This window comes from Pseudonocardia sp. Cha107L01 (genome assembly GCF_052566575.1).
This window is the reverse complement of the sequence record NZ_CP199579.1, coordinates 3,542,803-3,562,655: the sequence shown is the minus strand read 5'-3', so window position 1 is coordinate 3,562,655 and position 19,853 is coordinate 3,542,803. Positions and strand designations below refer to the sequence as shown.

Here is a 19,853-nt window from a genome sequence, read left to right as displayed (position 1 = left end):
GTCGGTCGATCCCGATCTTGTTGATGTCCGGCTCGGTCAGCGGCACTTGCACCTCAGCCGCACGGCGGCAGTTCCGCGACAACCGAGAACTCCATTGCCTCGGCTTCGGCGAGGTAGATGCGTTGCGCGGTGTGATGATTCCGCAGGTGCAACCGACCACGCGCACCTTCGTAGGAAACGGTATCGGCGACCGCCGTGATATCCCGCACCTGGGGCGACCGCGCCTGCGCGATGAGCGCATCCAGCAGTCGCACACCCTCGTAACAGGACTGGCCAAGGTTGCCGGCCATCGGCGCGTCGGGCCCGAACCGGCGGGCGTAGCGGCCGGCGAAGTCCAACTGTTCCGGCGTGGCCAGGGAGTCGAAGTAGCCAGCCGCGGCGAACAGCCCGATCGTCGACTCGGCGCCGGTGGCCAGCAACATGTTCTCGTCCATCAGCGGCGTCAGCCGGACAGCGGTGTGGTGCAGCCGGCGCTGCGCGAACGCGCGATGGAAGTGGACGGCGTCCTGACCGACCAACAGCACCAGCACACCGTCCATGGTGGACCGCTCGAGCTGGTCGACCACGGCACCGAAGTCTGTGGTTCCGAGCGGAACATAGCTCTCGCCGACGATCCGCCCCCCGTTGGCTCTGGCGTAGCCGCGCGCCATCGCCGCGGTCCTGCGGGGCCAGACGTAGTCGTCGCCGACGATGTACCAACGCCGCACATGGCGTTCCTGGGCGAGCAGCCGCATCCCCGGCAGTAGCTGCAACCGCGGTGTTTCGCCGGTCATGAACACGCTGGGATTGCGTTCCCCGCCTTCGTAGAGCGAGGTGTAGACGTAGGGCACGCGGTCGGCGATCCGCGGCACGATGGCCCGCCGCACCGCGGAGGTGTGCGCGCCGATCACGGCGTCGACCTGGCCGGCGGACACAAGGTCACCCACCTCCCGGGCCGCTACCGAAGGATCGGCACCGCCGTCCACGGTGATGAGGCGGATCTCCCGACCCAGGATGCCGCCCGCGTCGTTGATCTCTTCGGCGGCCAGCTGCGCGCACAGCTCACTCGCCGGCCCGATCAGGCCGAGCGGTCCCTGCAGCGGGATGACGAGCGCAACGTTGAGCCCTGGGTCGGGGGTCCTCGACAGCATGAGGCCACCTCTGGCAGGTATGGGCTGATCGCCGAGATGGTGATTAGAGTGGGCCGAACGTAACCGCCGAAGGACGGCCAGGCAATGAACGATTTGTGGCGATCCCGTGACCTTGCCCACCTTCTGAGCACGCTCGAACGCCACGTCGTTGAGCGCCAGCGCGTCGCGCTCGGAGTCGAGGGCTGCGGTGTCGAGGAGTGGCGGGTGATTGACTTCCTCGCCGAGGGCGGCCACACCATGAGCGAGGCGGCCAAGTACGCGGGACTGGCGTCGCCCGCACTGACCAAGCTCGTCGACCGGCTCGTCACGAACAACATCGTGTACCGCCGGATCGACCTCGAGGACCGGCGGAAGGTGCGCATCTTCCTGACCCGGCGGGGCAAGAGCATGCACCGGCGGCTCGCCGAAATCGTCGACCAGTGCCAGGGGGAGCTGCTCGCCGAAACTGCTGACGGCGAGTTGATCGAAGAGCTGCTGCAGCGCCTCGGCACGCCGACAGTTCTTCGAGGAATAGTTTCCACGAACTAAAAACCGCTGATCAAAAGCTTTTCATTAACTTAGTCGCAACATAGCCGGTCGACCCGTAACAAAGTCGAGCGGTGTACGACAGCGCTCGCAACATCGCGTGCTTAGCGTTCCAGCCGCAGGTTTGCTTCGACGAGCGACGGCGGTGTCATGGTGTTGTCCGGCAAGAGTCTCCGGCATGTGTCCGCGGTGGTGATCGCCCTCGCGCTCCTCGCCGCGTGTGGCGGGCCCAGCGCGAGCTCGGGTGCGTCCGGTGCGCCGCACAGCGGTGGCACGCTCGCCATCGGCATCGAGTCGGAGGTCGATGTCCTCGACCCGCAGCGCGCCGGCGGCTGGGTCTCCTGGCGGGTCAACCGGCAGATGTTCGAGCCACTCGTGGACGAGGACCTGAGTAAGCCATCGGCGCAGGCGGCGGTGCCGGCGTTGCGACCCGGGCTGGCCACCTCCTGGGAGCTCTCCCCCGACGGCACCGTCTACACCTTCCACATCAGGCCGAACGTGAAGTTCCACGACGGCTCACCGCTGGACGCGGCCGCGGTCGAGTTCAACATCCGACGCATGTGGGACAAGAGCTTCCAGTACTACGACGCCAAAGCCGCCGGGCAGACCACCTTCGTCTGGCAGCAGCTCAAGTCGATCGCGACACCCGACCCGATGACCATCCAGCTGACCATGAAGCAGGCGTTCGAACCGTTCGTGCGCCTGCTCTCCCAAGGTGGCAGCGGCTCGACCGGGATCATGAGCCCGGCGTCGATCAAGCAGTACGGCAACGACAACGTGGGCGAGCATCCGGTGGGCACCGGGCCGTTCAAGTTCGTCGACCGGGTGCGCGGCCAGCGGATCACCTTGGCCCGCAACGACGCCTACTGGGGCACGAAGCCGTACCTGGACAAGGTGGTGTTCCGGCCGCTGCCCGACCCCTCCAGCCGCGTGGCCTCGCTGCGCGCCAACGAGGTGGACATGATCGCCGTGCCGCCGCCGGACAGCGTGGCCAGCCTGCAGCAGTCCGGGTTCCAGGTCTCCGAGGGCGCCCCGCCGCACGTGTGGTTCCTGTCGTTCAACTTCAACGACCCGATCATGAAGAACAAGCAGGTCCGGCAGGCGATCAACCTGGCCATCGACCGCCAGGGCATGGCCACGAACCTGCTCAAGGACACCGTCAAACCGGCCTACGACGTGCAGGCGCCGGCGAACGCGGCGTACGTGGCGAACACCGAGGCCTACGGCTACAACCCGGACAAGGCGAAACAGCTGCTCGCCCAGGCGGGATATCCCAACGGTTTCTCCACCACGATGATGACCTCGGTGGACGGCTCCGGGCAGATCATCCCGGTGCCGATGGCGGAGTACATCCAGCAGAACCTGGCCAAGGTCGGCATCCAGATCCAGCTGCAGACCACCGAGTGGATCTCGTACCTGACGAAGTGGGCACAGGGCACCCCGACCGGGGTCGGCTGGGCGCAGCAGTCCTGGGGCATGACCACGCCGTACTGGCTCTACATCGTCACGTCGTCCTCGCTCAAGGCACCCAACGGGCCGAACGTCGGTGGCTACAGCAACCCCCAGCTGGACCAGGTGATGCAGCAGGCGATCACCGCGACCACCGAGGCCGGTGCGGTGGAGAAGTGGAAGGAAGCCAACCGGATCGTCACCGATGACGCCGCGATCGCGCCGATCGTGAACGACAAGGCGCCCTACATCCTCAGCTCGAAGGTGCACGGTTTCGTGTCGGCGAGCGAGGAGTGGTACGACCTCAACACGGTCTGGCTGTCGTGATCGGATTCCTCGTTCGCCGCCTGCTCACCACCGTGCTGGTGCTGATCGGCGTGTCGATCCTGGTGTTCCTGATCATGCAGCTGGTGCCGGGCGACCCAGTGCGCACGATGCTGGGCCAGGCGGCCACGGCGGAACGAGTGACCGAGGTCCGCCACCAGCTCGGGCTGGACCGTCCGCTCATCGTGCAGTACCTGGACTGGGTCCTCGGGGTGCTGCACGGCGACCTCGGGCAGTCGCTCACGCTGAGCCAGCCGGTGTCCAGCATCCTGTTCCCCAAGCTGGGCAATACGATGATCCTGGCCGGCGGCAGCCTGCTGATCTGCCTGGTGATCGGGGTACCGCTGGGCATGGTCGCGGCGCGGCGCCAGTACTCGGTGGTGGACCGGGGTTCGATGTTCGTCGCGTTGGGCGGCGCGAGCGTGCCGGTCTACTGGGCCGGGCTGGTCATCATCAACATCTTCGCCTTGAAGCTCGGCTGGTTCCCGACCTCAGGCATGCACGACACGCGCAATCCTGGCGGGTTCGACGATGTGCTGGTGCACCTCGTGCTGCCCTCGGTCGCCGCGGCGGTGGTGCCCACCGCGGTGGTGGCCAGGATGGCGCGCGGCTCGATGGTCGAGGCGCTGCACGGCGACCACGTCCAGATGTTGCGGGCCAGCGGAGTGCCGGAGCGGCTGGTGATCTGGAAGCACACGCTGCGCAACATCCTGCCGCCGGTGGTCAATATCGTCGGCCTGCAGGCCGGCTACCTGCTCGGCGGCGTGATCTTCGTCGAGGTGGTGTTCAACTGGCCGGGCCTCGGCGGGCAGCTCTACACCTCGATCACCTCCGGCGACATGCCGATGATCCAGGCCGGGGTGCTGTTCATCGCGTTGGTGTTCGTCGTGGTCAACCTGATCACCGACATCGCGGTGGCGCTGCTGGATCCGCGCACCAGAAGGGCGGCCTGATGACCACCGCGACTGTGCGGACCCCACCGACGACGACGTGGCGGCACCGGTCCCAGTTCCGGCTGGCAACCCGGGCGCTGGCTCGGGACAAGGTGGCGGTGGGCGCGCTGGTGGTGCTCACCCTGGTCGTGCTGGTTGCCGTCTTCGCCCCGTTGATCAGCCCGTACGACCCGCTGCTCGGCGACCCGACGATGCGGCTACTGCCGCCCGGTACCCCGGGCCACCCGCTGGGTCTGGACGGCCAGGGCCGCGACATCCTCTCGAGGCTGATCTGGGGCGGCCGATACTCGCTGTCCGTGGCGATCGTGCCGGTGCTGTGCGCGGGGGTGGTCGCGCTGGCGCTCGGCATGGTGGCCGGGTACTCCGGTGGTCGGTGGGGCGAGCTGGTGATGCGCGTGCTCGATGTCGTGTTCGCCTTCCCGATCGTGCTGTTCGCCATCGCGATCGCCGCCGTGCTCGGGCCAGGACTGGTCAACAGCATGCTCGCCATCGGCATCACCCTGGTGCCCTACATGGCCCGCGTCGTATACACCGCCACCGTCCAGGAATCCGCCAAGGACTACGTGGAGGCGGCCCGGGCCGCCGGTCTCACCGAGGTGGAGATCCTGGGCAAGCAGTTGCTGCCGAACGTGTTGTCGCCGCTGGTGGTCTATGCCACCACCCTGGCCGGGCTGGTGATCGTGCTCGCCGCCGGCCTGAGCTTCCTCGGCGTGGGCATCACCCCGCCCGCGCCGGACTGGGGGGTGATGACCTCCGACGGGCGGCAGGTGCTGCTTGAAGGCTATGCGCACGTCGCCACCATCCCCGGACTGATGATCTTCATCGTGGCGATCGCCTTCAACCTGCTCGGCGACGGCATCCGGGACGCCCTCGACCCGCACAAGCAGACGGGGAGCCGCACGTGACCAAGGATCCGCTACTCAAGGTGACCGGCCTGCGGACGCATTTCTCGTCCGAACACGGCACCGTCAAGGCCGTCGACGGGATCGACTTCGAGATCGAGCGGGGTGGGATCCTCGGCGTGGTCGGGGAATCCGGCTCGGGCAAGTCCGTCACCGGTCTGTCCATCCTGCGGCTGCTCGGTTCCCGCAACGCCACCATCGCGGGCGGCCAGATCCTCTTTCACGGCGAGGATCTGCTCACCAAAAGTGACCGCGCGATGCGGGATATCCGCGGCAAGAAGATCAGCATGGTCTTCCAGAACGCAATGACCGCACTGGACCCCTACTTCCGCGTCGGTGACCAGCTGGTCGAGGTCATCCGGCTGCACCAGCGCGTCGGCAAGCGCGACGCGAAACTCAAGGCACTCGAAGCGATGGAACTGGTACGGATCCCAGATGCGTCGCGGCGGTTGTCCAGCTATCCGCACCAGCTCTCCGGCGGGCAGCGGCAGCGCGTGATGATCGCCCTGGCGCTGTCCTGCGGCCCGGACCTGCTCATCGCCGACGAGCCGACGACGGCGTTGGACGCGACCGTGCAGAAGCAGATCATCGACCTGCTGGCCGAGGTCAACCGGGAACTGGGCACCGCGATCCTGATGATCACCCACGATTTCGGTGTGGTGGCGCGACTGTGCCGGACGGTCGCGGTGATGTACGCGGGCAAGATCGTGGAATCCGGCGACGTCGCGACGGTGCTGGAAAAGCCTCAGGACCCCTACACCCAGAAGCTGCTGGGCTCCGTGCTGCGCCTGCGTTCGGAGGTACGCCGTGTCAGCGCGTGACGTGCTGGTCGATGTGCAAGACCTGCGGAAGGTGTACCGGACACCGGGCGCGTTCGGGAAGGGCACCGAGTTCGTCGCGGTGCACGGCGCCTCGTTCCAGGTCGAGCGGGGAGAGACATTCGGCCTGATCGGCGAATCCGGCTCCGGCAAGACGACCGTCGGCCGGATGCTGCTGCGGCTGTTGGAGCCGACCAGCGGATACATCGAGTTCGATGGCTACGAGGTGCTGGCGCTGACCCGGCCGCGACTGCGCGCGTTGCGGCGGCGGATGCAGATCGTGTTCCAGGACTCCGGTTCCGCGTTCAACCCCCGGCTGTCGGTCGGCGAGCAGGTCGCCTACCCGATGCGGAAGTTCGGGCTGCATCCGAAGGGCGAGGTGAAGGCGCGGGTGATCGAACTGCTGGAGAAGGTCGGCCTGCAGGCCGAGCAGGCGCAGCGGTACCCGCACGAGTTCTCCGGCGGGCAGCGGCAGCGGCTGGGCATCGCGCGAGCGCTGGCGGCAGAACCCGATCTGGTGGTGCTCGACGAGCCGACGTCGGCCCTCGACGTCTCGGTGCAGGGGCAGATTCTGGCGCTGCTGCGGGAGATCCAGGCCGAACGGGGGCTGACCCTGGTGCTGATCAGCCACAACCTCGCAGTCATTCAGCACATGTGTGATCGGGCGGCGGTCCTGCACCACGGCGAGATCGTCGAACAGGCACCGGTTGACGAGTTGTTCGGCTCGCCTCGGTCCGACGTCACCCGGGAACTGCTGGATGCCGTCCTGGAACCGGTGCTGCCATGACCCGGATGGACACCCTGCTGCCCACCGTCTCCGAGGCCGCCGCGGCCATCCGGGCGGGCACCCTGTCGCCGGTGGAGCTGACCCAGGCCGTGCTGGTACGGATCGAGCGGTACGACCCTCGGCTCGGGTCCTACGTCGAGGTATATGCCGAGGAGGCACTCGCCCGGGCGCGGGCGGTCGAAGCCGCGGTCAGCCGTGGCGACCGGGTGGGACTCCTGCCCGGCGTTCCGTTGGCGCTCAAGGATCTCTATGACGTCGCGGGCAAGCCGACGCTGTGCGGTTCGGCGGTCCGGGCCGGGCACCTCGCGGCGGAGGACTCGGCGGTCACCGGCCTGTTGCGGGCGGCGGGCGCGGTGCTCGTCGGCAAGACGGTCACCCACGAGTTCGCCTTCGGGGTGGTCTCCGCGCCGACCCGGAACCCGTGGAACCTCGACACCATTCCGGGCGGGTCCAGCGGCGGTTCGGCGGCGGCAGTGGCGGCCGGACTGTGCTTGGCCGCCATGGGCAGCGACACCGGGGGCTCGATCCGGATACCCGCCGGGCTGACCGGCCTGGTCGGGCTGAAGCCGACGTTCGGGCGGGTCAGCAAGCGCGGTGTCGCGCCGTTGTCGTGGTCGCTCGACCACACCGGCCCAATCACTCGCACAGTGCGGGACGCGGCGCTGGTGTTCCAGAGCATCACCGGCTTCGACCCCGCCGACCCGGACTCGGTCGACGAGCCGGTGACCAACGTGCTCGCTGGGCTGGACTCGGGGATCGACGGGCTGCGGATCGGCGTCCCGGCCAACCACTTCTTCGACGGGTTGACGCCCGAGGTCGGCGACGCGGTGCGGGCCGCGCTCGACGTCCTGGTCAGCGCCGGAGCGCGACTGGTGGAGGTGACCGTGCCGGACGTGGAGATCTCCAGCGAGGTGATCACCACGATCGTCGGTGTCGAGGCGGCGCTGATCCATCAAGAAGAGATGGGCATCCGGCCGCACGACTACACCGAGGACACCCGGACTCGGCTGATCGCCGGCGCCGCGATCCCCGGCACCGCCTACGTCGACGCCCTACACCGGCGACGGCGCATCGTGGCGGGTTTCCGATCCGCGTTATCCGAAGTGGACATTCTGGCCACGCCGACGCTCCCGGTCACCGCGCCCCCGTACGGTTCGGTACCGGGCGCGGTCATGCCGACACTGAGCCGACTGACCGCGCCGCTGAACGCCGCCGGGCTGCCCGGACTCGCCGTGCCGTGCGGCTTCGCCGAAGGGCTGCCGATCAGCATGCAGCTCATCGGGCGGCCGTTCGACGAGGCCACGATTCTGCGCGCCGGCGCGGCGTACCAGCAGCGGACCGACTGGCACACTCAGCAACCCCCGCTGACCGAGTGATGGGAGATCGAATGCCCCGAACGTTCCAAGGCGACGCGCTGGAGCACGCCTTGCGCACCGCGCGCGTTGACCTGCCGCCCGAACGCGTCGAGATCGTCCGCCACACCGCGGAAGCGGTGTACGCGATGCTCGACCAGCTCGACACCCTCGAGCTCGGCGAGACGCCCCCCGCCACCGCCCTCAACGCCCGCTGGGAGTGACCGTGGAACCTTATGAGCTGACCCTCGCCGGAGCCGCCGAGAAGATCAAGGCGAAGGAGCTGTCCCCGGTGGAGCTCACAGCCTCCGTGCTCGCCCGGATCGACGCGGTCGAAGACAAGATCACCGCGTTCGCCACCCTGACGCCCGACCTCGCGACCAAGGCCGCCGAGCGGGCCGAGGCGGAGATCGCCGCCGGGAACTATCGCGGGCCGTTGCACGGGATCCCGGTCGGCATCAAGGATCTGTACGAGACGGCGGGCGTCGCAACCACGTCGAGCTCGAAGGTGCGGGCCGATTACATCCCCACGCAGGACAGCGCCGTGGTGGAGAAGCTGTTCGCGGCGGGCAGTGTGATGGTCGGCAAGACGCACACCCATGAGTTCGCCTTCGGCGCGGTCACCCCGACCACCCGCAACCCGTGGGACCTGGATCGGATGCCGGGTGGGTCGAGCGGGGGTTCGGGCGCGGCGGTCGCGGCCGGTGAGTGCTTCCTCGGCATGGGCAGCGACACCGGTGGCTCCATCCGGATTCCGGCGTCGGTGTGTGGCACGGTCGGGCTGAAGCCCACCTATGGCCGGGTGTCCCGGCGCGGGGTGGCTTCGCTGTCCTGGTCCCTGGATCACGTCGGGCCGCTGACCCGCACGGTCGCCGACGCGGCGCTGGTGATGAACGCGATCGCCGGATACGACCGGGCCGATCCGGCGAGCGTGGACGTGCCGGTGCCCGACTTCACCGCGACACTGGACGTCGCCGGGCTGACCATCGGGGTGCCGACGAACTACTACACCGAGCGGGTCGACCCCCAGGTGGCCTCGGCGGTCGCCGCCGCGATCGCGGTGCTGGTCGGGCAGGGCGCGCGGACCCGGGAGATCGAGATTCCGCTCCCCCAGTACGTCCTGCCCACCGAGTGGGCGATCATGCTGCCCGAGGCCAGCGCCTACCACCAGGAGATGCTGCGGGACAAGGCCGACCTGTACACCGAGGACGTGCGGCTGTTCCTCGAGGTCGGGGAGCTGGTGCTGGCCACCGACTACATCAAGGCGCTGCGGGCCCGCACGTTGATCCAGCAACGGTGGCGGGACATGTTCGCCGACATCGACGTGTTGATCGCGCCGACGCTGACCACGCCGGCCCTGCCGGCGCACGACCCGAAGGTGACCTGGCCCGACGGCAGCATCGAGTCGGCCACCGACAGCTACGTCCGGTTCTCCGCGCCGGCCAACGTCACCGGGCTGCCGGCGCTGTCCGTGCCGTGCGGGTTCACCGGTCTCGGCCTGCCGGTCGGGATGCAGATCATCGGCAAGCCGTTCGCGGAGCCGCTGCTGCTGGGGGTCGGGCAGGCGTACGAGTCGGCGACCAACTGGGCGAAGCTCGCCCCGCTTCCCTGACGTTGCTCAGTTCCTTGAGCTCAGCCCAACTCCGACACGTGGGCTCATAAAACGAACCCCGCGTTGAGGTAGTCGGCATCGGCGAACCCGAAGGCGCCGAAGTTGGCCAGGTTGGCCCGCACGGCGACCGCGCCGGGCCAGGCGTAGAGGATCACGCTGTGCGCCTCCTGCCAGATCAGCCGGTCGATCTGGTTGCCGATGGCCGCCCGCCTGGCCTCGTCCGGCTCGGCGATGCCCTGGGTGAACAGCGCGTCCAGCTCGGCATTGCTCACCCGGCCGAAGTTCAGCCGAGGGTTGTCCCCGACCGGGGAGCGGTAGATGTCCATCGAGTCGCTCAGCGGGCTGGCGGTGCCGTACCAGCTGAACAGCGCCAGGTCGAAGTTCCCGCCGGTGAGGTTCGGGAAGATCTCGTTGGACGGGTACTGGCGCGGGTCAATGCTGATCCCGACCCGTTCCAGCTGTTCCCGCACCGCCGTCGCGATGTCCGGATAGCTCGGGGCGTCGCCGTAGATCAGCCGCAGGCGCAGCGGTGTGCCGCCGCGCTGGCGGCCGTCGCCGGCTCGGGCAAAGCCGAGGGACTCGAGCACCTGCTGGGCGTGCGCGGGGTCGTAGGGCAATGCGTCGGAGTTGTCCCGGTACGCAGCGGTGCCCGGGGCGTAGAGGTGGTTTCCGTCCGGGCTCCCTTGCGGTTCGATCTGCCCGAGCATGCGGCGGGTGATCCCGGCCCGGTCGATGCTCTGCGCCACAGCGACGCGCAGTTGGGGGTCGGCCAGCGGCGCGCCGGGCGCCGCGTTGAATCCGACCTGCGTGTAGTAGCGGGAGGGCGCCCGCCGGACGGCGGCCCCGGGGGTCTGTTCGGCCCGGCGCAGCAGGTCCACGTTCGGGCCGATCTTGTAGAAGTCGAGCTCGTTGTTGGCCAGTGCATCGGGCGTGGCGGACGGCTCGTAGACCTTGAAGATGATCCGGTCCAGCTTCGGCCGGTTGCCCCACCAGCGCGGGTTTCGGGTGAGCGTGATCGTCTTGGCCACCGGGTCGATCGTGTCGACGGCGAACGGGCCCGCGCTGACCGGGAGGCTGGTCCGCCAGGCGGTGTTGAACGCCTGTGCGGTGGAGGTCAGCGCGGCCGGCAGGAACGGGTTGAACAGGTTGCGCCACTCCGCGTACCGCCTGTCGAAGGTGATCACCGCCTGCCGGTCGTCCACGCCCCTGGTCACCGAGCTGATCGCGTCGTACCCGGTGGTCCCGGCGGCCCGGAAGGCGGGATCGGTGCCGCTGCTCGAGTGCCAGTACGCGGCGAAGTCCCGCCAGGTGATCGGGGTGCCGTCCGTCCAGGTCGCTCTGGGGTTGAGGGTGTAGGTGACCACCTGCGGCGCGGTGGAGGTCACCTCGGCCGCTGCGAGGTAGTCGGGGTTGCCGGCCAGGCCGCCGTCGGCGGTGGCCCGGAACAACCCCGGCAGCACCGCGCCGGCCAGGGCGAGTACGTCCACGTGCCGCCCATCGACCTGGTTGTAGTTGTAGTTGTTCGGCATGGCCAGCAGCGGCAGCCGCAGGTCACCGCCGTCCCGGACCTGGTCCCGAGGCAGCGGATTGATGTCCGTGCCGGCCACGGCCCGGTCCATGCCGTTGACCGCCGCGCCGCCACCCCACCCGCAGCTGGTCAGCACCACCGTGGCGACGGTGAGCAGCGCGAGCAGCCGCGGGCTCAGCGTTTCGCCATCCTTGCGATCATGCCGCCATACTGCCGCTGGGACCCCGCGACGGCCAGCTGGATGTCGATCTGGATGTCGATGACAGCCCTGCCGACGCGGCCCCGACTACTGCTTGTTCTCACCCGGCTTCGCCACGTGGTCAGCGGTCTGGCCAGATCGGGTCTGCGCTCGTCCTTGACTTCCGGCCCGCAAGGATCAGTGTTAGGACCCGTGGGATTGGCCGCGGTCTGGCTGGTGGCGCACTTAGCCCCCCCAGCGCGGCCGCCGTGTCCATTAATTATGATGGTTATACGATTCAGGTCAACTTCTCCTGTGACCTGTCGGGGGTTGTTCAGACGAATTCTTCGGTATGGATCTGAGTGCGAGGGACTCCGGCCGCCTTCGCGGCTTTTCGCACGTCGGAGAACCAACCTCTTGGTCCGCAGATAAATCCGTCCCGTTCAGCGGCGCGTCGCGGTGAGCGTGCCGTACGCCTACCCGACGTTGTCCTCATGGACCTGCACATGCCGACCATGGACGGGACCGCCGCGACCCGGCCCATCCTGCAGGCACACCCGGCAACCCACATCGTCGTGCTGACCACCTTCGATGACGACGAGCACCTCTACCCCGCTCTCGCCACTGGCGCCTGCGGCTTCCTGACCAAGGACACGGCACCTAGCCAGCTACTGGACGCGGTTCGACGGGCCGCCCAACGGGGAAATGCCCTACAGCCCGCACGTGCTCCGCCGAATCGTCCACACCGCGACCCGGACAGACCGTCGACACCACGCCCGAGCCGGCCCCCGAGATGACCCCGCGGGAACGCCAACAGACCTTCCCCGAACGTCCGCCCGGCACAGGCGACCATCACGGGGGCGCCGATGAGCCCAGAACGCGATTGCGCTCAACTATGCTGATGCGATGCCGACCCGTCACAATGCCGATATGCGGGCCGTCGCGCAGATCGTCGAACGCCCCGTTCGTACGCGGCGGGGTGCCGCCGAGGTCGAGCAGGCGATCTCTGATGCTGTCCTGGCCGAACTGGCTGAGGTCGGATTCGGCCGGCTCACCTTCGAGAGCGTCGCTGAGCGCGCGGGCACCGGTAAGAGCCCGCTGTACCGACGGTGGCCGGATACGACCTGTCTGGTGATCGACACATTGGAGAAGCTGGGTATGGACCCAGCCGGATACCCGCGAACGGGCATTCTCCGCGACGATCTGATCGGGTTCACGCATCACATGACCAAAAAGCAGAAGGGTGTCAGGGGTAACGCATTCCGCAGCCTTCTGGGAGAAGCACATCGCTATCCCCCACTATTATCTCGATTCAAGTCAGAGGTTCTCCAGCCACTCTTCGACGCATTGAGCGAACTACTGCGGGACGCCGCCGGTCGCGGCGAGATATCTTCGGAGCGTTTGACACCCGTCGTTCTTGAAGTGCTCCACGCACTGATCATCAAGCGCGCACTGCTCGAGACTCACGTTCTGACGAGGAAAGACATCGCTGAGATGGTTGACGAGGTGCTCCTGCCTCTCGTCATCGCGTGAGAGATGCCTGCCAGACGCATGGGCCGTGCGGCACGAGAGTATCGCCCTGTCCGGCCTCGAGCACCCGGGTCCGCCATCGGTCGACCTGGACGTAGCGAACCCGGTGCTCGGTCGCGCGCAGCGCCACCCACACCGGGGTGTCCCGCTTGCGCGCGCTCTCCGGGGGCGAGTGCGAGACACGGTCCAACGACGGCGACGGCATGGGCACTCTTTCTGCTCCACTGCGAGGTCGTACAACGAGGTCGTCCAACGGCGCGCACTACCAGGGCGCGGTGAGCAACCATTCGGGTGGGGCGTCGGCCAGGGCGCGGTCCCACTGGGCCTTGGGGAGGTTGAGGAAGGTCCCTCGGGTGTAGAGCAACGGCTCGCCGTCGTGGACCGCCAGACCTTGGACCCGGCCGAGGATGATCGAGTGGTCCCCACCGTCCAGAACAGCGTGGCGGTCGCACTCCAGGTGGGCGATCGCGGCGCGGAGGTGCGGGATGTCGTGGCGGCCGTGGTGCAGGGACAGCCCGCTGAAGCGGTCGCCACCGGGACGGGCGAAGCGCAGGGCGAGGTCCTGCTGGTCGGCGCGCAGCACATTGACGACGTAGCCGGGCGCTGTGGTCAGAAGCTGATGCATGGCCCTGGCCTTGTCGATGCAGACCAGGACCAGTGGCGGGTCCAGCGACAATGCGCAGAACGCGCTGACGGTGCACCCGGCCGGCTCACCGTCGGGGCTCACCGTGGTGATCACGGTGACGCCGGTTGCGAACTGGCCCAGCGCGCGGCGCAGCAACGTCACGTCCGGTACCGCGGCGGCCGACGCCTTCTCCACCACGGGGCGCGGGGGCGCGACGCCGGTCATCCGGCGGCCGGGTGCGCGCGGCCGCGGGATTCCGCGACGGCTTCTTGCGGGTCGCCGCCCAGGGCCAGTGCGCGGTCGACGAGGTGGAAGGCGTCGGTCTTGTCGTAACCCAGGTAGTTCATGGCGGAGAGCCGGACCGGGTCGCCGGCGTAGTAGCGCTCGTACTGCACCCGACGGCATCATCAGCAGGCCCCCGGCGCCCAGGGTCTGCAACACCTCGGCGGCCTTGGGATAGGACGCCGACAGATGCATGCGGAGGGTCTGCAAGGGCAGGAACCCGCAGCGCAGCGAGTTGCCCGAGCTCGAGGTCTCATGATCGATCTCGGCTGCCCGGACCAGAGCCCGGCAGGTCTCGGTGGCCGCGACCAGCTCCCCCAGCTTCTGCTGGACGTGCAGAAAGCTGTCGATCTTCACGGTCTGCGCGAGCTTCATCGCCACGCCGGTGATGAACTGCATCTTCACCAGTCCCCGCACACCGGTCTGGTGTGCGGTGTGTTGGCGCAGGTTGGTCTCGACGTAGAGTTTGTTGGCCAGCTCGACGCTGCCGTGCAGGAACACCCGGTCCCACGGGACCAGCACGTCGTCGAACACCACCAGCGAGTCGGCTTCCTCGAAATGTGCCGACAGCGGGTGGTCGAACCGGTTGCGGGTGCCGTCGTCGAAGGGCTCGCGCGAGATCAGCCGCAGTCCCGGGGTCTCGATCGGGATCGCGAACACCGCCGCGTGGCGCTCGTCGCCGGGCCGCAGCCCTGGCAGGCTGTAGATGATCAGCTCGTCGGCCATCGGCGCGAGCGTGGCCAGCATCCGGGCGCCCCGCACGACCAACCCGTCGGCCGTCTCCTCGACCACCCCCATGTGCAGGAACGCATCGGCCTGCTCGGCCGAGCTCCTCGACCGGTCGGTCTGCGGGGTGATCAGTGCGTGGGTGAGGAACAGGTCGTTGTCCCGCACGTACTCGTAGTAGCGCGCCACGTTGTCGGCGTAGCGCTGGCCGAGCTGGGCGAACACCCCCGGTTCCTCGGCGAATGCCATCACCGTGGTGTTGAGGAAGTCCGGCGAGCGACCCATCAACCCTAGCGTCGCCTCCGACCACACCCGGAACGCCTCGCGGCGCCCGACCAGGTCGTCGTAGGACGTCGGTGCCACGAACGACGTCCCGACCGGCCCGTTCGGCCCGGGTCGGGTCAACACGTCGGCGTAGGCGGGGTCGTGTTGCATGTCGTAGAGCTGGGCGATCTGCTGGATCGGGGCTCGGAACGCGGAATGAGCGGTCACGTCCTCCACTCGCTCGCCCCGCAGCTACACCTCTCGCGGCGTCTTCTGCAACCGCTCCAGATACTGCACTCCAGACCGCACAGTCATGATCTCTCCCTGAATCTGGCATGCTAGCCTGCTACTAGCACATTAAGTGGCTTAGGGACGACGCGCAAGAGAGGAGACCAGTTGGCTAACCCTCGATGGCGGGCCACGTCGGGATACATTTCCCCGGTGGTTTCAGAAGGACGTACCGGTGATCTGCCTGTGGGGCACAGCAGGCGACGCGCGCGCAGCACAATGCGCCTCGGCGAGCTGGCACACCAGGAGATCAAGGACCGGTTGCTGGACGGTGTGTACACAGCTGGCCAGAAGCTGTCGGTGGAGGAGCTGAGCCGCGAGTTGGAGGTCAGCAAACAACCCGTCATGGAGGCGCTGCGCCTACTGTCCGCGGACGGGCTGGTAACCATCATTCCGCAGGTCGGCTGTCGAGTGGCCACCTACGATGCCCAGGAGGTCAGGGACTTCTTCGCCCTGTTCGCAAGCATGGAGGGCGCGGTCGCCGAGCTCGCGGCGGGCCGGCGGACGGACTCGGATCTTCGCGCGCTCGACGAGATCTCCGCCCGGATCGGCGTACTCGTGGACGAGGAGGACCCGACTGAGCGGGCGCATGCCTACCGGATCCGCAACCGCGAGTTCCACGCTCGGATCCACGCAATGGCGGACTCCGCCATCATCGCGGACCTGAGCCAGCGGATGTGGGACCGTAGCGACTTCCTGATCAACACCGCCGAGCTGGCCTATCCGTTGCACAGCGTCGCCAGCCGGCACCAGGACCATGAGAACATCCGGCGCGCCCTGCATGCCCGCGACGGCGAGCTGGCCCGCAGGACCATGGAGGACCACGTCCTGGGCAACATCACGTCGACCACCGAGACGTGAGGCCAGCCGCCTCGCGGTCGGCCGGCGCGATGCTGGAGGCCACGCCCATGCCGGTGATCCAGGCGGGCACGGGCTCGTAAACCAGCCAGGTCAGCGGGCCGCCCCAGGCCGCCGTCGCCGCCGCCCAGGTGCGCACCTCCATCGCCCCGGGGCCGGCGACACCCGCCACGTCCTCCTCGTCCAGCCGTCCGAGCACGCCCGGGTCACGTTCGATGCGTCTCAGTAGCGTCCGGTCCCAGTCGGCGTTGACCTGGCCGGTCGACTCGCCCTCGGCGAGCTGTATGGCGCGCTCCTGCCTGCTCGGTTCGACCTCGACCATCCGGGGACGGCCATGGATCAGGAACTCCCGCCACTCGGGCGCGATCTCCGGGTCCTCCGCCGAGATGGAAGTCGGCCAGTGCGACAACCCACCGGACCCGATGACCAGCACCCGCGCGGAGCCGGCCGCGCTCTCGACCGCTCGACCGACCGCGTGCCCGAAGTCGAAGCACCGCCGGAAGCTCGGCAACGGCGGACAACCGGAGTTGACGATGACCGGGACCAGCGGCACGTCGAGCGCCGGGAACAGCTTCGAATAGACCTGCGCCAGACCGTGATCGATGCCCAGGTCGAGCGAAACCGCCGGGTCGAAGCCCTGATCCGTGACGCCCTCGAAGATCTCCCGCGCGAGCGGGGCGGCCAGCGGAAGCTCCCCGCTCGGCGTTCCGTAGTCGCCCACCCCGGTGACCCGCTCGACCCCGATACAGAAGGGCGGCATGCAGTCGTAGAACAAGTTGCGCGCGTGGTCCGGTCCGAACACCACGACGGCGTCGGGCGCGAGCTCGGCGGCGGCCTCGCGGAGTCGTTCGACCGATGCACTGAACAGCCCGCCGGGCGCGTCGGGCGTGCGAGCCGGCGTTATGTTCCAGAACGGCGAGTGGGAGAGGTTCATGCAGCCGATGACGCTGGCCATCGTGGTTCCTTTCCGGCCGGACGCGGTCAGGCGGTGCCGCTGAGGGTGCCGCTGATCAGTACGAAGGCGACGAGACACGGTTGCTCGAAGCGATTGGACCAGAAGTGGTTGGTCCCCCGTTGGATCAGCACGTCACCGGCCGCCATCTCGCGCTCATCGGCGTCCATGACCGACCAGATGGAGCCGCGCAGCACGATTGCGTAGTCGAGCGACGCCGTGCTGTGGAACATCCGGGAGCGCACTCCCCCGCCGTCGTCCCACTCGCTGTCCGGGGGGAACTCGACGATGCGGAACACCGACCCGGCGCTCGGCGGGGAGATCACGGCCGAGCCGCCGAGCCCGTCGTCGGCGGGACCGGCGTTGTCGACCGGGACCTGCTCGTGGCGCGGCCCCCGGTCCGTCGCCGATCAGCATGATGCCGGTGTCGGCGCGGTGGAATCCGGCGATCGAGACGATCCTGCTCAGATCGGGTACCACGGCCAGCGACACGTCGATCGCCTCGTCGGTGCCGACCGCATCGATCACCGCGGTGGCTCCGGAGGGGGCCGCCTGCCTCACCCGGTCCAGCAGGCCGGCTTGTAGTCGATCGGGTTGACCCCGGCCGCGCGCACCTCGATCGTCACCTCGCCCGGCCCGGGCGGGGGCACCTCGGCTTCGACCACGGACAGCACCTCGGGTCCGCCGTAAGCGACGGCGACAACGGTCTTAGCCATGTGGAATGTCCCTATCGAGGTTGGTGATCCATTTGGTGGTGGTCAGTTCGGTCGGACCGAGGGGGCCGCGGGGGGCCAGTCGCTGGGTGGAGTACACGAGCGACCGGTGCTGAGGCGTGTCGGTGGCGGGTGCTGTGTTCACCAGGACGGTGGCGGCGTCGACGCGGCTGCAGAATTCGCGGGCGTGCTGCCCGTCGTCGGTGATGATCACTTCGGTGTGACCGCTGCCGTTGTGTTCGATGTGGGCGATCGCGGCGTCGAGGCCGGGTGTCACGGCGACGAGCAGCTGACCTTGCTGGTGGATGGTGGCCCAGTCGCCGTCCTCGACCTGGCCCCAGTCGGGCATGACGGTGCGGGCGGCCTTGTCACCGCGGACCTGGATGTCGGCGCGCCGCAGCGCGGTACCGAGCCGTGGCAGCAGCTCGGCGGCGATGTCTGGGTGCACCAGCACGGTGTCGATGGTCAGGCCGGAACCGGTGGGCTGGGTCTGGCAGTGCAGCACGATGTCCTCGGCCAGCTGCGGGTCGGCGGTGGCGTCGAGGTAGAGGTGGCCCTTGCTGGGGGCGACCTCGATCAGGGGCACCGTCGCTTCGGGGATGATCGTGGCCCGCAGGCCGGGGCCCACCAGCGGGATCAGTAGGTCGACGTCACCGCGCGCGGTGATGAGGTAGCGCAGGCTCGAGCGCTGCTCGCTGGAGATCAGCTGGACGGCGTCAGGGGGGACGCGCGTCGTGGCCAGCGCGCCGCGCACAACGTCGACCAGGGTCTCGGTTGCGGCGTGATGGTGCCGGGCGGCGCGCAGCAGCACGGCGTTGCCGGTCTTGAGCAGCGGGCCGAGGAGCCGGAGCATGTGGTGCGGTGCGTCGTCGAACAGCACCGCGATGACGCCGATCGGGACGCGCAGCTGGCGCAGCCGGGCTCCGTCGCGGCGCTGTTCCTCCCGCAGGATCGGCCCCAGCGGATCAGCGGTGCCGGCCCAGTCGCGCAGCTCGGCGGCGAAGGCCTCGTGGGTGTGCTGGTCGGCCGGGAGGCGCGGCATACGCGTCTCGAGGGCGTCGGCCACGGCGAGCAGCGCCCTGTCGCGCTCCGCACGGTCAGCGACACGGAGTTCACCGGCCGCCGCGCGGGAACGGCGGATGGCGGCGGTGACCTCGTCGAATGTGCGAGCTTGTACGCGGGGAGTCCAGGCCGCGGTCATGCACCGTCCTTGCTGAAGGTGACGCTGACGCGTCCGAGTGTGGAGATGTCCGCGGCGAGGTGGCTGCCCGGCTCGGCGGTGACCATCGGCCCGAGGGCGCCGGAGAGCACCACGTCGCCGGCGCGTAGTGGGCTGCCGTACTCCGATGCTGCGCGGGCCAGCCACGCCAGCGCGTTGAGCGGGTCGCCGAGGCAGGCGGCGCCGGTGCCGGACGAGGCCCGCACCCCGTTCTTGTCCAGGGTCATGGTCACGTCGACCGGCGCGAACTCGGCGAGCGTGACGCGGGTCGGACCGAGGACGTACCGCGCGCTGCTGGCGTTGTCGGCAACGGTGTCGGTGATCGTGATGTCCCAGCCGGCCACGCGGCTGTCGACGATCTCCAGCGCGGCGACCGCGTAGTCGACGGCCGCGGCGGCGGTCGCGGCGTCGATCGACTCGGGGTCGCCGTTCAGGTCGGCCTTGAGGACGAAGGCGACCTCGGCCTCGACCTTCGGTGCGATCAGGGCCGCGATGTCGACCGCGCCGCCGTCCGGGACGAGCATGTCGTCGAACAGCACCCCGAAGTCGGGCTGATCGACGCCCAACTGCGCCTGCACGGCGGGAGAGGTGAGTCCGACCTTGCGGCCGACGATCCTGGCGCCCCCGGCAAGTCGGGCGGCCGTGAGTAGTTTCTGCACGTCGTAGGCCAGCGCGATGTCGGTGGCGCCGAGCACGTCACGTACCGGCGCGGTAGCGGTGACGGTCCTGGCGGCAGTGATCAGCCGTTCGGCGGCCAGCGCGACCACCGAGCGGGAGACAGCTGTACTGGCGGTGCGATCGGTCATCGATGACTCCTAGCGGGCGCGTCGGGACACTG

Annotated in this window: 20 protein-coding genes; 12 read left to right on the top strand and 8 right to left on the bottom strand. The window is 68.7% G+C overall.

Annotated features, from left to right (window positions below; translation table 11 throughout):
• Positions 1–53: 53 nt before the first annotated feature.
• The gene (locus ACTXG6_RS16870; protein ID WP_445188757.1) at positions 54–1,130 is read right to left on the bottom strand and encodes a substrate-binding domain-containing protein; all 1,077 of its coding nucleotides are present in this window, start codon (positions 1,128–1,130) and stop codon (positions 54–56) included.
• A gap of 84 nt (positions 1,131–1,214) precedes the next feature.
• Here ACTXG6_RS16870 and ACTXG6_RS16865 point away from each other — a divergent pair, with 84 nt between their 5' ends.
• From ACTXG6_RS16865 to ACTXG6_RS16825, 9 genes are all read left to right on the top strand, one after another.
• A complete protein-coding gene (locus ACTXG6_RS16865; RefSeq protein ID WP_445188756.1) occupies positions 1,215–1,658 on the top strand; it encodes a MarR family winged helix-turn-helix transcriptional regulator in 444 nt (147 codons plus the stop codon).
• Between the two features lie 153 nt (positions 1,659–1,811).
• Positions 1,812–3,431, top strand: coding sequence for an ABC transporter substrate-binding protein (locus ACTXG6_RS16860; RefSeq protein WP_445188755.1), 1,620 nt, complete (start codon positions 1,812–1,814; stop codon positions 3,429–3,431).
• Positions 3,428–4,381, top strand: coding sequence for an ABC transporter permease (locus tag ACTXG6_RS16855; protein ID WP_445188754.1), 954 nt, complete (start codon positions 3,428–3,430; stop codon positions 4,379–4,381). Before ACTXG6_RS16860 ends, ACTXG6_RS16855 begins: the two co-directional genes overlap by 4 nt.
• On the top strand, positions 4,381–5,286 hold the full coding sequence (locus ACTXG6_RS16850) for an ABC transporter permease (RefSeq protein ID WP_445188753.1): 906 nt from the start codon (positions 4,381–4,383) through the stop codon (positions 5,284–5,286). The genes ACTXG6_RS16855 and ACTXG6_RS16850 overlap by 1 nt, the downstream gene beginning before the upstream one ends.
• Positions 5,283–6,104: an ABC transporter ATP-binding protein gene (locus ACTXG6_RS16845; RefSeq protein ID WP_445188752.1), complete on the top strand. Its 822-nt coding sequence runs from the start codon at positions 5,283–5,285 to the stop codon at positions 6,102–6,104. Before ACTXG6_RS16850 ends, ACTXG6_RS16845 begins: the two co-directional genes overlap by 4 nt.
• Positions 6,091–6,888, top strand: coding sequence for an ATP-binding cassette domain-containing protein (locus ACTXG6_RS16840; protein ID WP_445188751.1), 798 nt, complete (start codon positions 6,091–6,093; stop codon positions 6,886–6,888). The genes ACTXG6_RS16845 and ACTXG6_RS16840 overlap by 14 nt, the downstream gene beginning before the upstream one ends.
• Positions 6,885–8,264 (top strand): amidase, encoded by a 1,380-nt coding sequence (locus ACTXG6_RS16835; RefSeq protein WP_445188750.1) that lies wholly within the window; start codon positions 6,885–6,887, stop codon positions 8,262–8,264. The genes ACTXG6_RS16840 and ACTXG6_RS16835 overlap by 4 nt, the downstream gene beginning before the upstream one ends.
• 11 nt (positions 8,265–8,275) lie before the next feature.
• Entirely contained in the window at positions 8,276–8,464 is a 189-nt protein-coding gene (locus tag ACTXG6_RS16830) for a hypothetical protein (RefSeq protein ID WP_445188749.1), read from the top strand.
• 2 nt (positions 8,465–8,466) lie between these two features.
• Positions 8,467–9,852: an amidase gene (locus ACTXG6_RS16825; RefSeq protein ID WP_445188748.1), complete on the top strand. Its 1,386-nt coding sequence runs from the start codon at positions 8,467–8,469 to the stop codon at positions 9,850–9,852.
• A 44-nt stretch (positions 9,853–9,896) separates the two neighbouring features.
• Here ACTXG6_RS16825 and ACTXG6_RS16820 read toward each other — a convergent pair whose 3' ends face one another.
• Positions 9,897–11,519 carry an ABC transporter family substrate-binding protein gene (locus ACTXG6_RS16820; RefSeq protein WP_445188747.1) on the bottom strand — a complete coding sequence of 541 codons (1,623 nt, stop codon included), beginning with the start codon at positions 11,517–11,519 and terminating at the stop codon, positions 9,897–9,899.
• 533 nt (positions 11,520–12,052) lie between these two features.
• Here ACTXG6_RS16820 and ACTXG6_RS16815 point away from each other — a divergent pair.
• Positions 12,053–12,355, top strand: coding sequence for a response regulator (locus tag ACTXG6_RS16815; protein ID WP_445188746.1), 303 nt, complete (start codon positions 12,053–12,055; stop codon positions 12,353–12,355).
• A gap of 109 nt (positions 12,356–12,464) precedes the next feature.
• The gene (locus ACTXG6_RS16810) at positions 12,465–13,091 is read left to right on the top strand and encodes a TetR/AcrR family transcriptional regulator (RefSeq protein ID WP_445188745.1); all 627 of its coding nucleotides are present in this window, start codon (positions 12,465–12,467) and stop codon (positions 13,089–13,091) included.
• Between the two features lie 259 nt (positions 13,092–13,350).
• On the opposite strand, the gene ACTXG6_RS16805 is transcribed toward ACTXG6_RS16810, so the two are convergent.
• Entirely contained in the window at positions 13,351–15,213 is a 1,863-nt protein-coding gene (locus ACTXG6_RS16805) for a 4-hydroxyphenylacetate 3-hydroxylase N-terminal domain-containing protein (RefSeq protein WP_445188744.1), read from the bottom strand.
• A 279-nt stretch (positions 15,214–15,492) separates the two neighbouring features.
• Here ACTXG6_RS16805 and ACTXG6_RS16800 point away from each other — a divergent pair, with 279 nt between their 5' ends.
• On the top strand, positions 15,493–16,134 hold the full coding sequence (locus tag ACTXG6_RS16800) for a GntR family transcriptional regulator (RefSeq protein WP_445188743.1): 642 nt from the start codon (positions 15,493–15,495) through the stop codon (positions 16,132–16,134).
• Here ACTXG6_RS16800 and ACTXG6_RS16795 read toward each other — a convergent pair.
• From ACTXG6_RS16795 to ACTXG6_RS16775, 5 genes are all read right to left on the bottom strand, one after another.
• On the bottom strand, positions 16,112–17,086 hold the full coding sequence (locus tag ACTXG6_RS16795; protein ID WP_445188742.1) for a 2,3-dihydroxyphenylpropionate 1,2-dioxygenase: 975 nt from the start codon (positions 17,084–17,086) through the stop codon (positions 16,112–16,114). The genes ACTXG6_RS16800 and ACTXG6_RS16795 overlap by 23 nt on opposite strands.
• A 26-nt stretch (positions 17,087–17,112) precedes the next feature.
• Complete coding sequence (locus tag ACTXG6_RS16790) at positions 17,113–17,409, bottom strand: cupin domain-containing protein (RefSeq protein ID WP_445188741.1); 297 nt, start codon at positions 17,407–17,409, stop codon at positions 17,113–17,115.
• Between the two features lie 231 nt (positions 17,410–17,640).
• Positions 17,641–17,799 carry a hypothetical protein gene (locus ACTXG6_RS16785; RefSeq protein ID WP_445188740.1) on the bottom strand — a complete coding sequence of 53 codons (159 nt, stop codon included), beginning with the start codon at positions 17,797–17,799 and terminating at the stop codon, positions 17,641–17,643.
• Entirely contained in the window at positions 17,792–18,997 is a 1,206-nt protein-coding gene (locus ACTXG6_RS16780; protein ID WP_445188739.1) for an aldehyde dehydrogenase family protein, read from the bottom strand. The genes ACTXG6_RS16785 and ACTXG6_RS16780 overlap by 8 nt, the downstream gene beginning before the upstream one ends.
• Entirely contained in the window at positions 18,994–19,821 is an 828-nt protein-coding gene (locus ACTXG6_RS16775) for a 2-keto-4-pentenoate hydratase (RefSeq protein WP_445188738.1), read from the bottom strand. The genes ACTXG6_RS16780 and ACTXG6_RS16775 overlap by 4 nt, the downstream gene beginning before the upstream one ends.
• Positions 19,822–19,853: the final 32 nt, after the last annotated feature.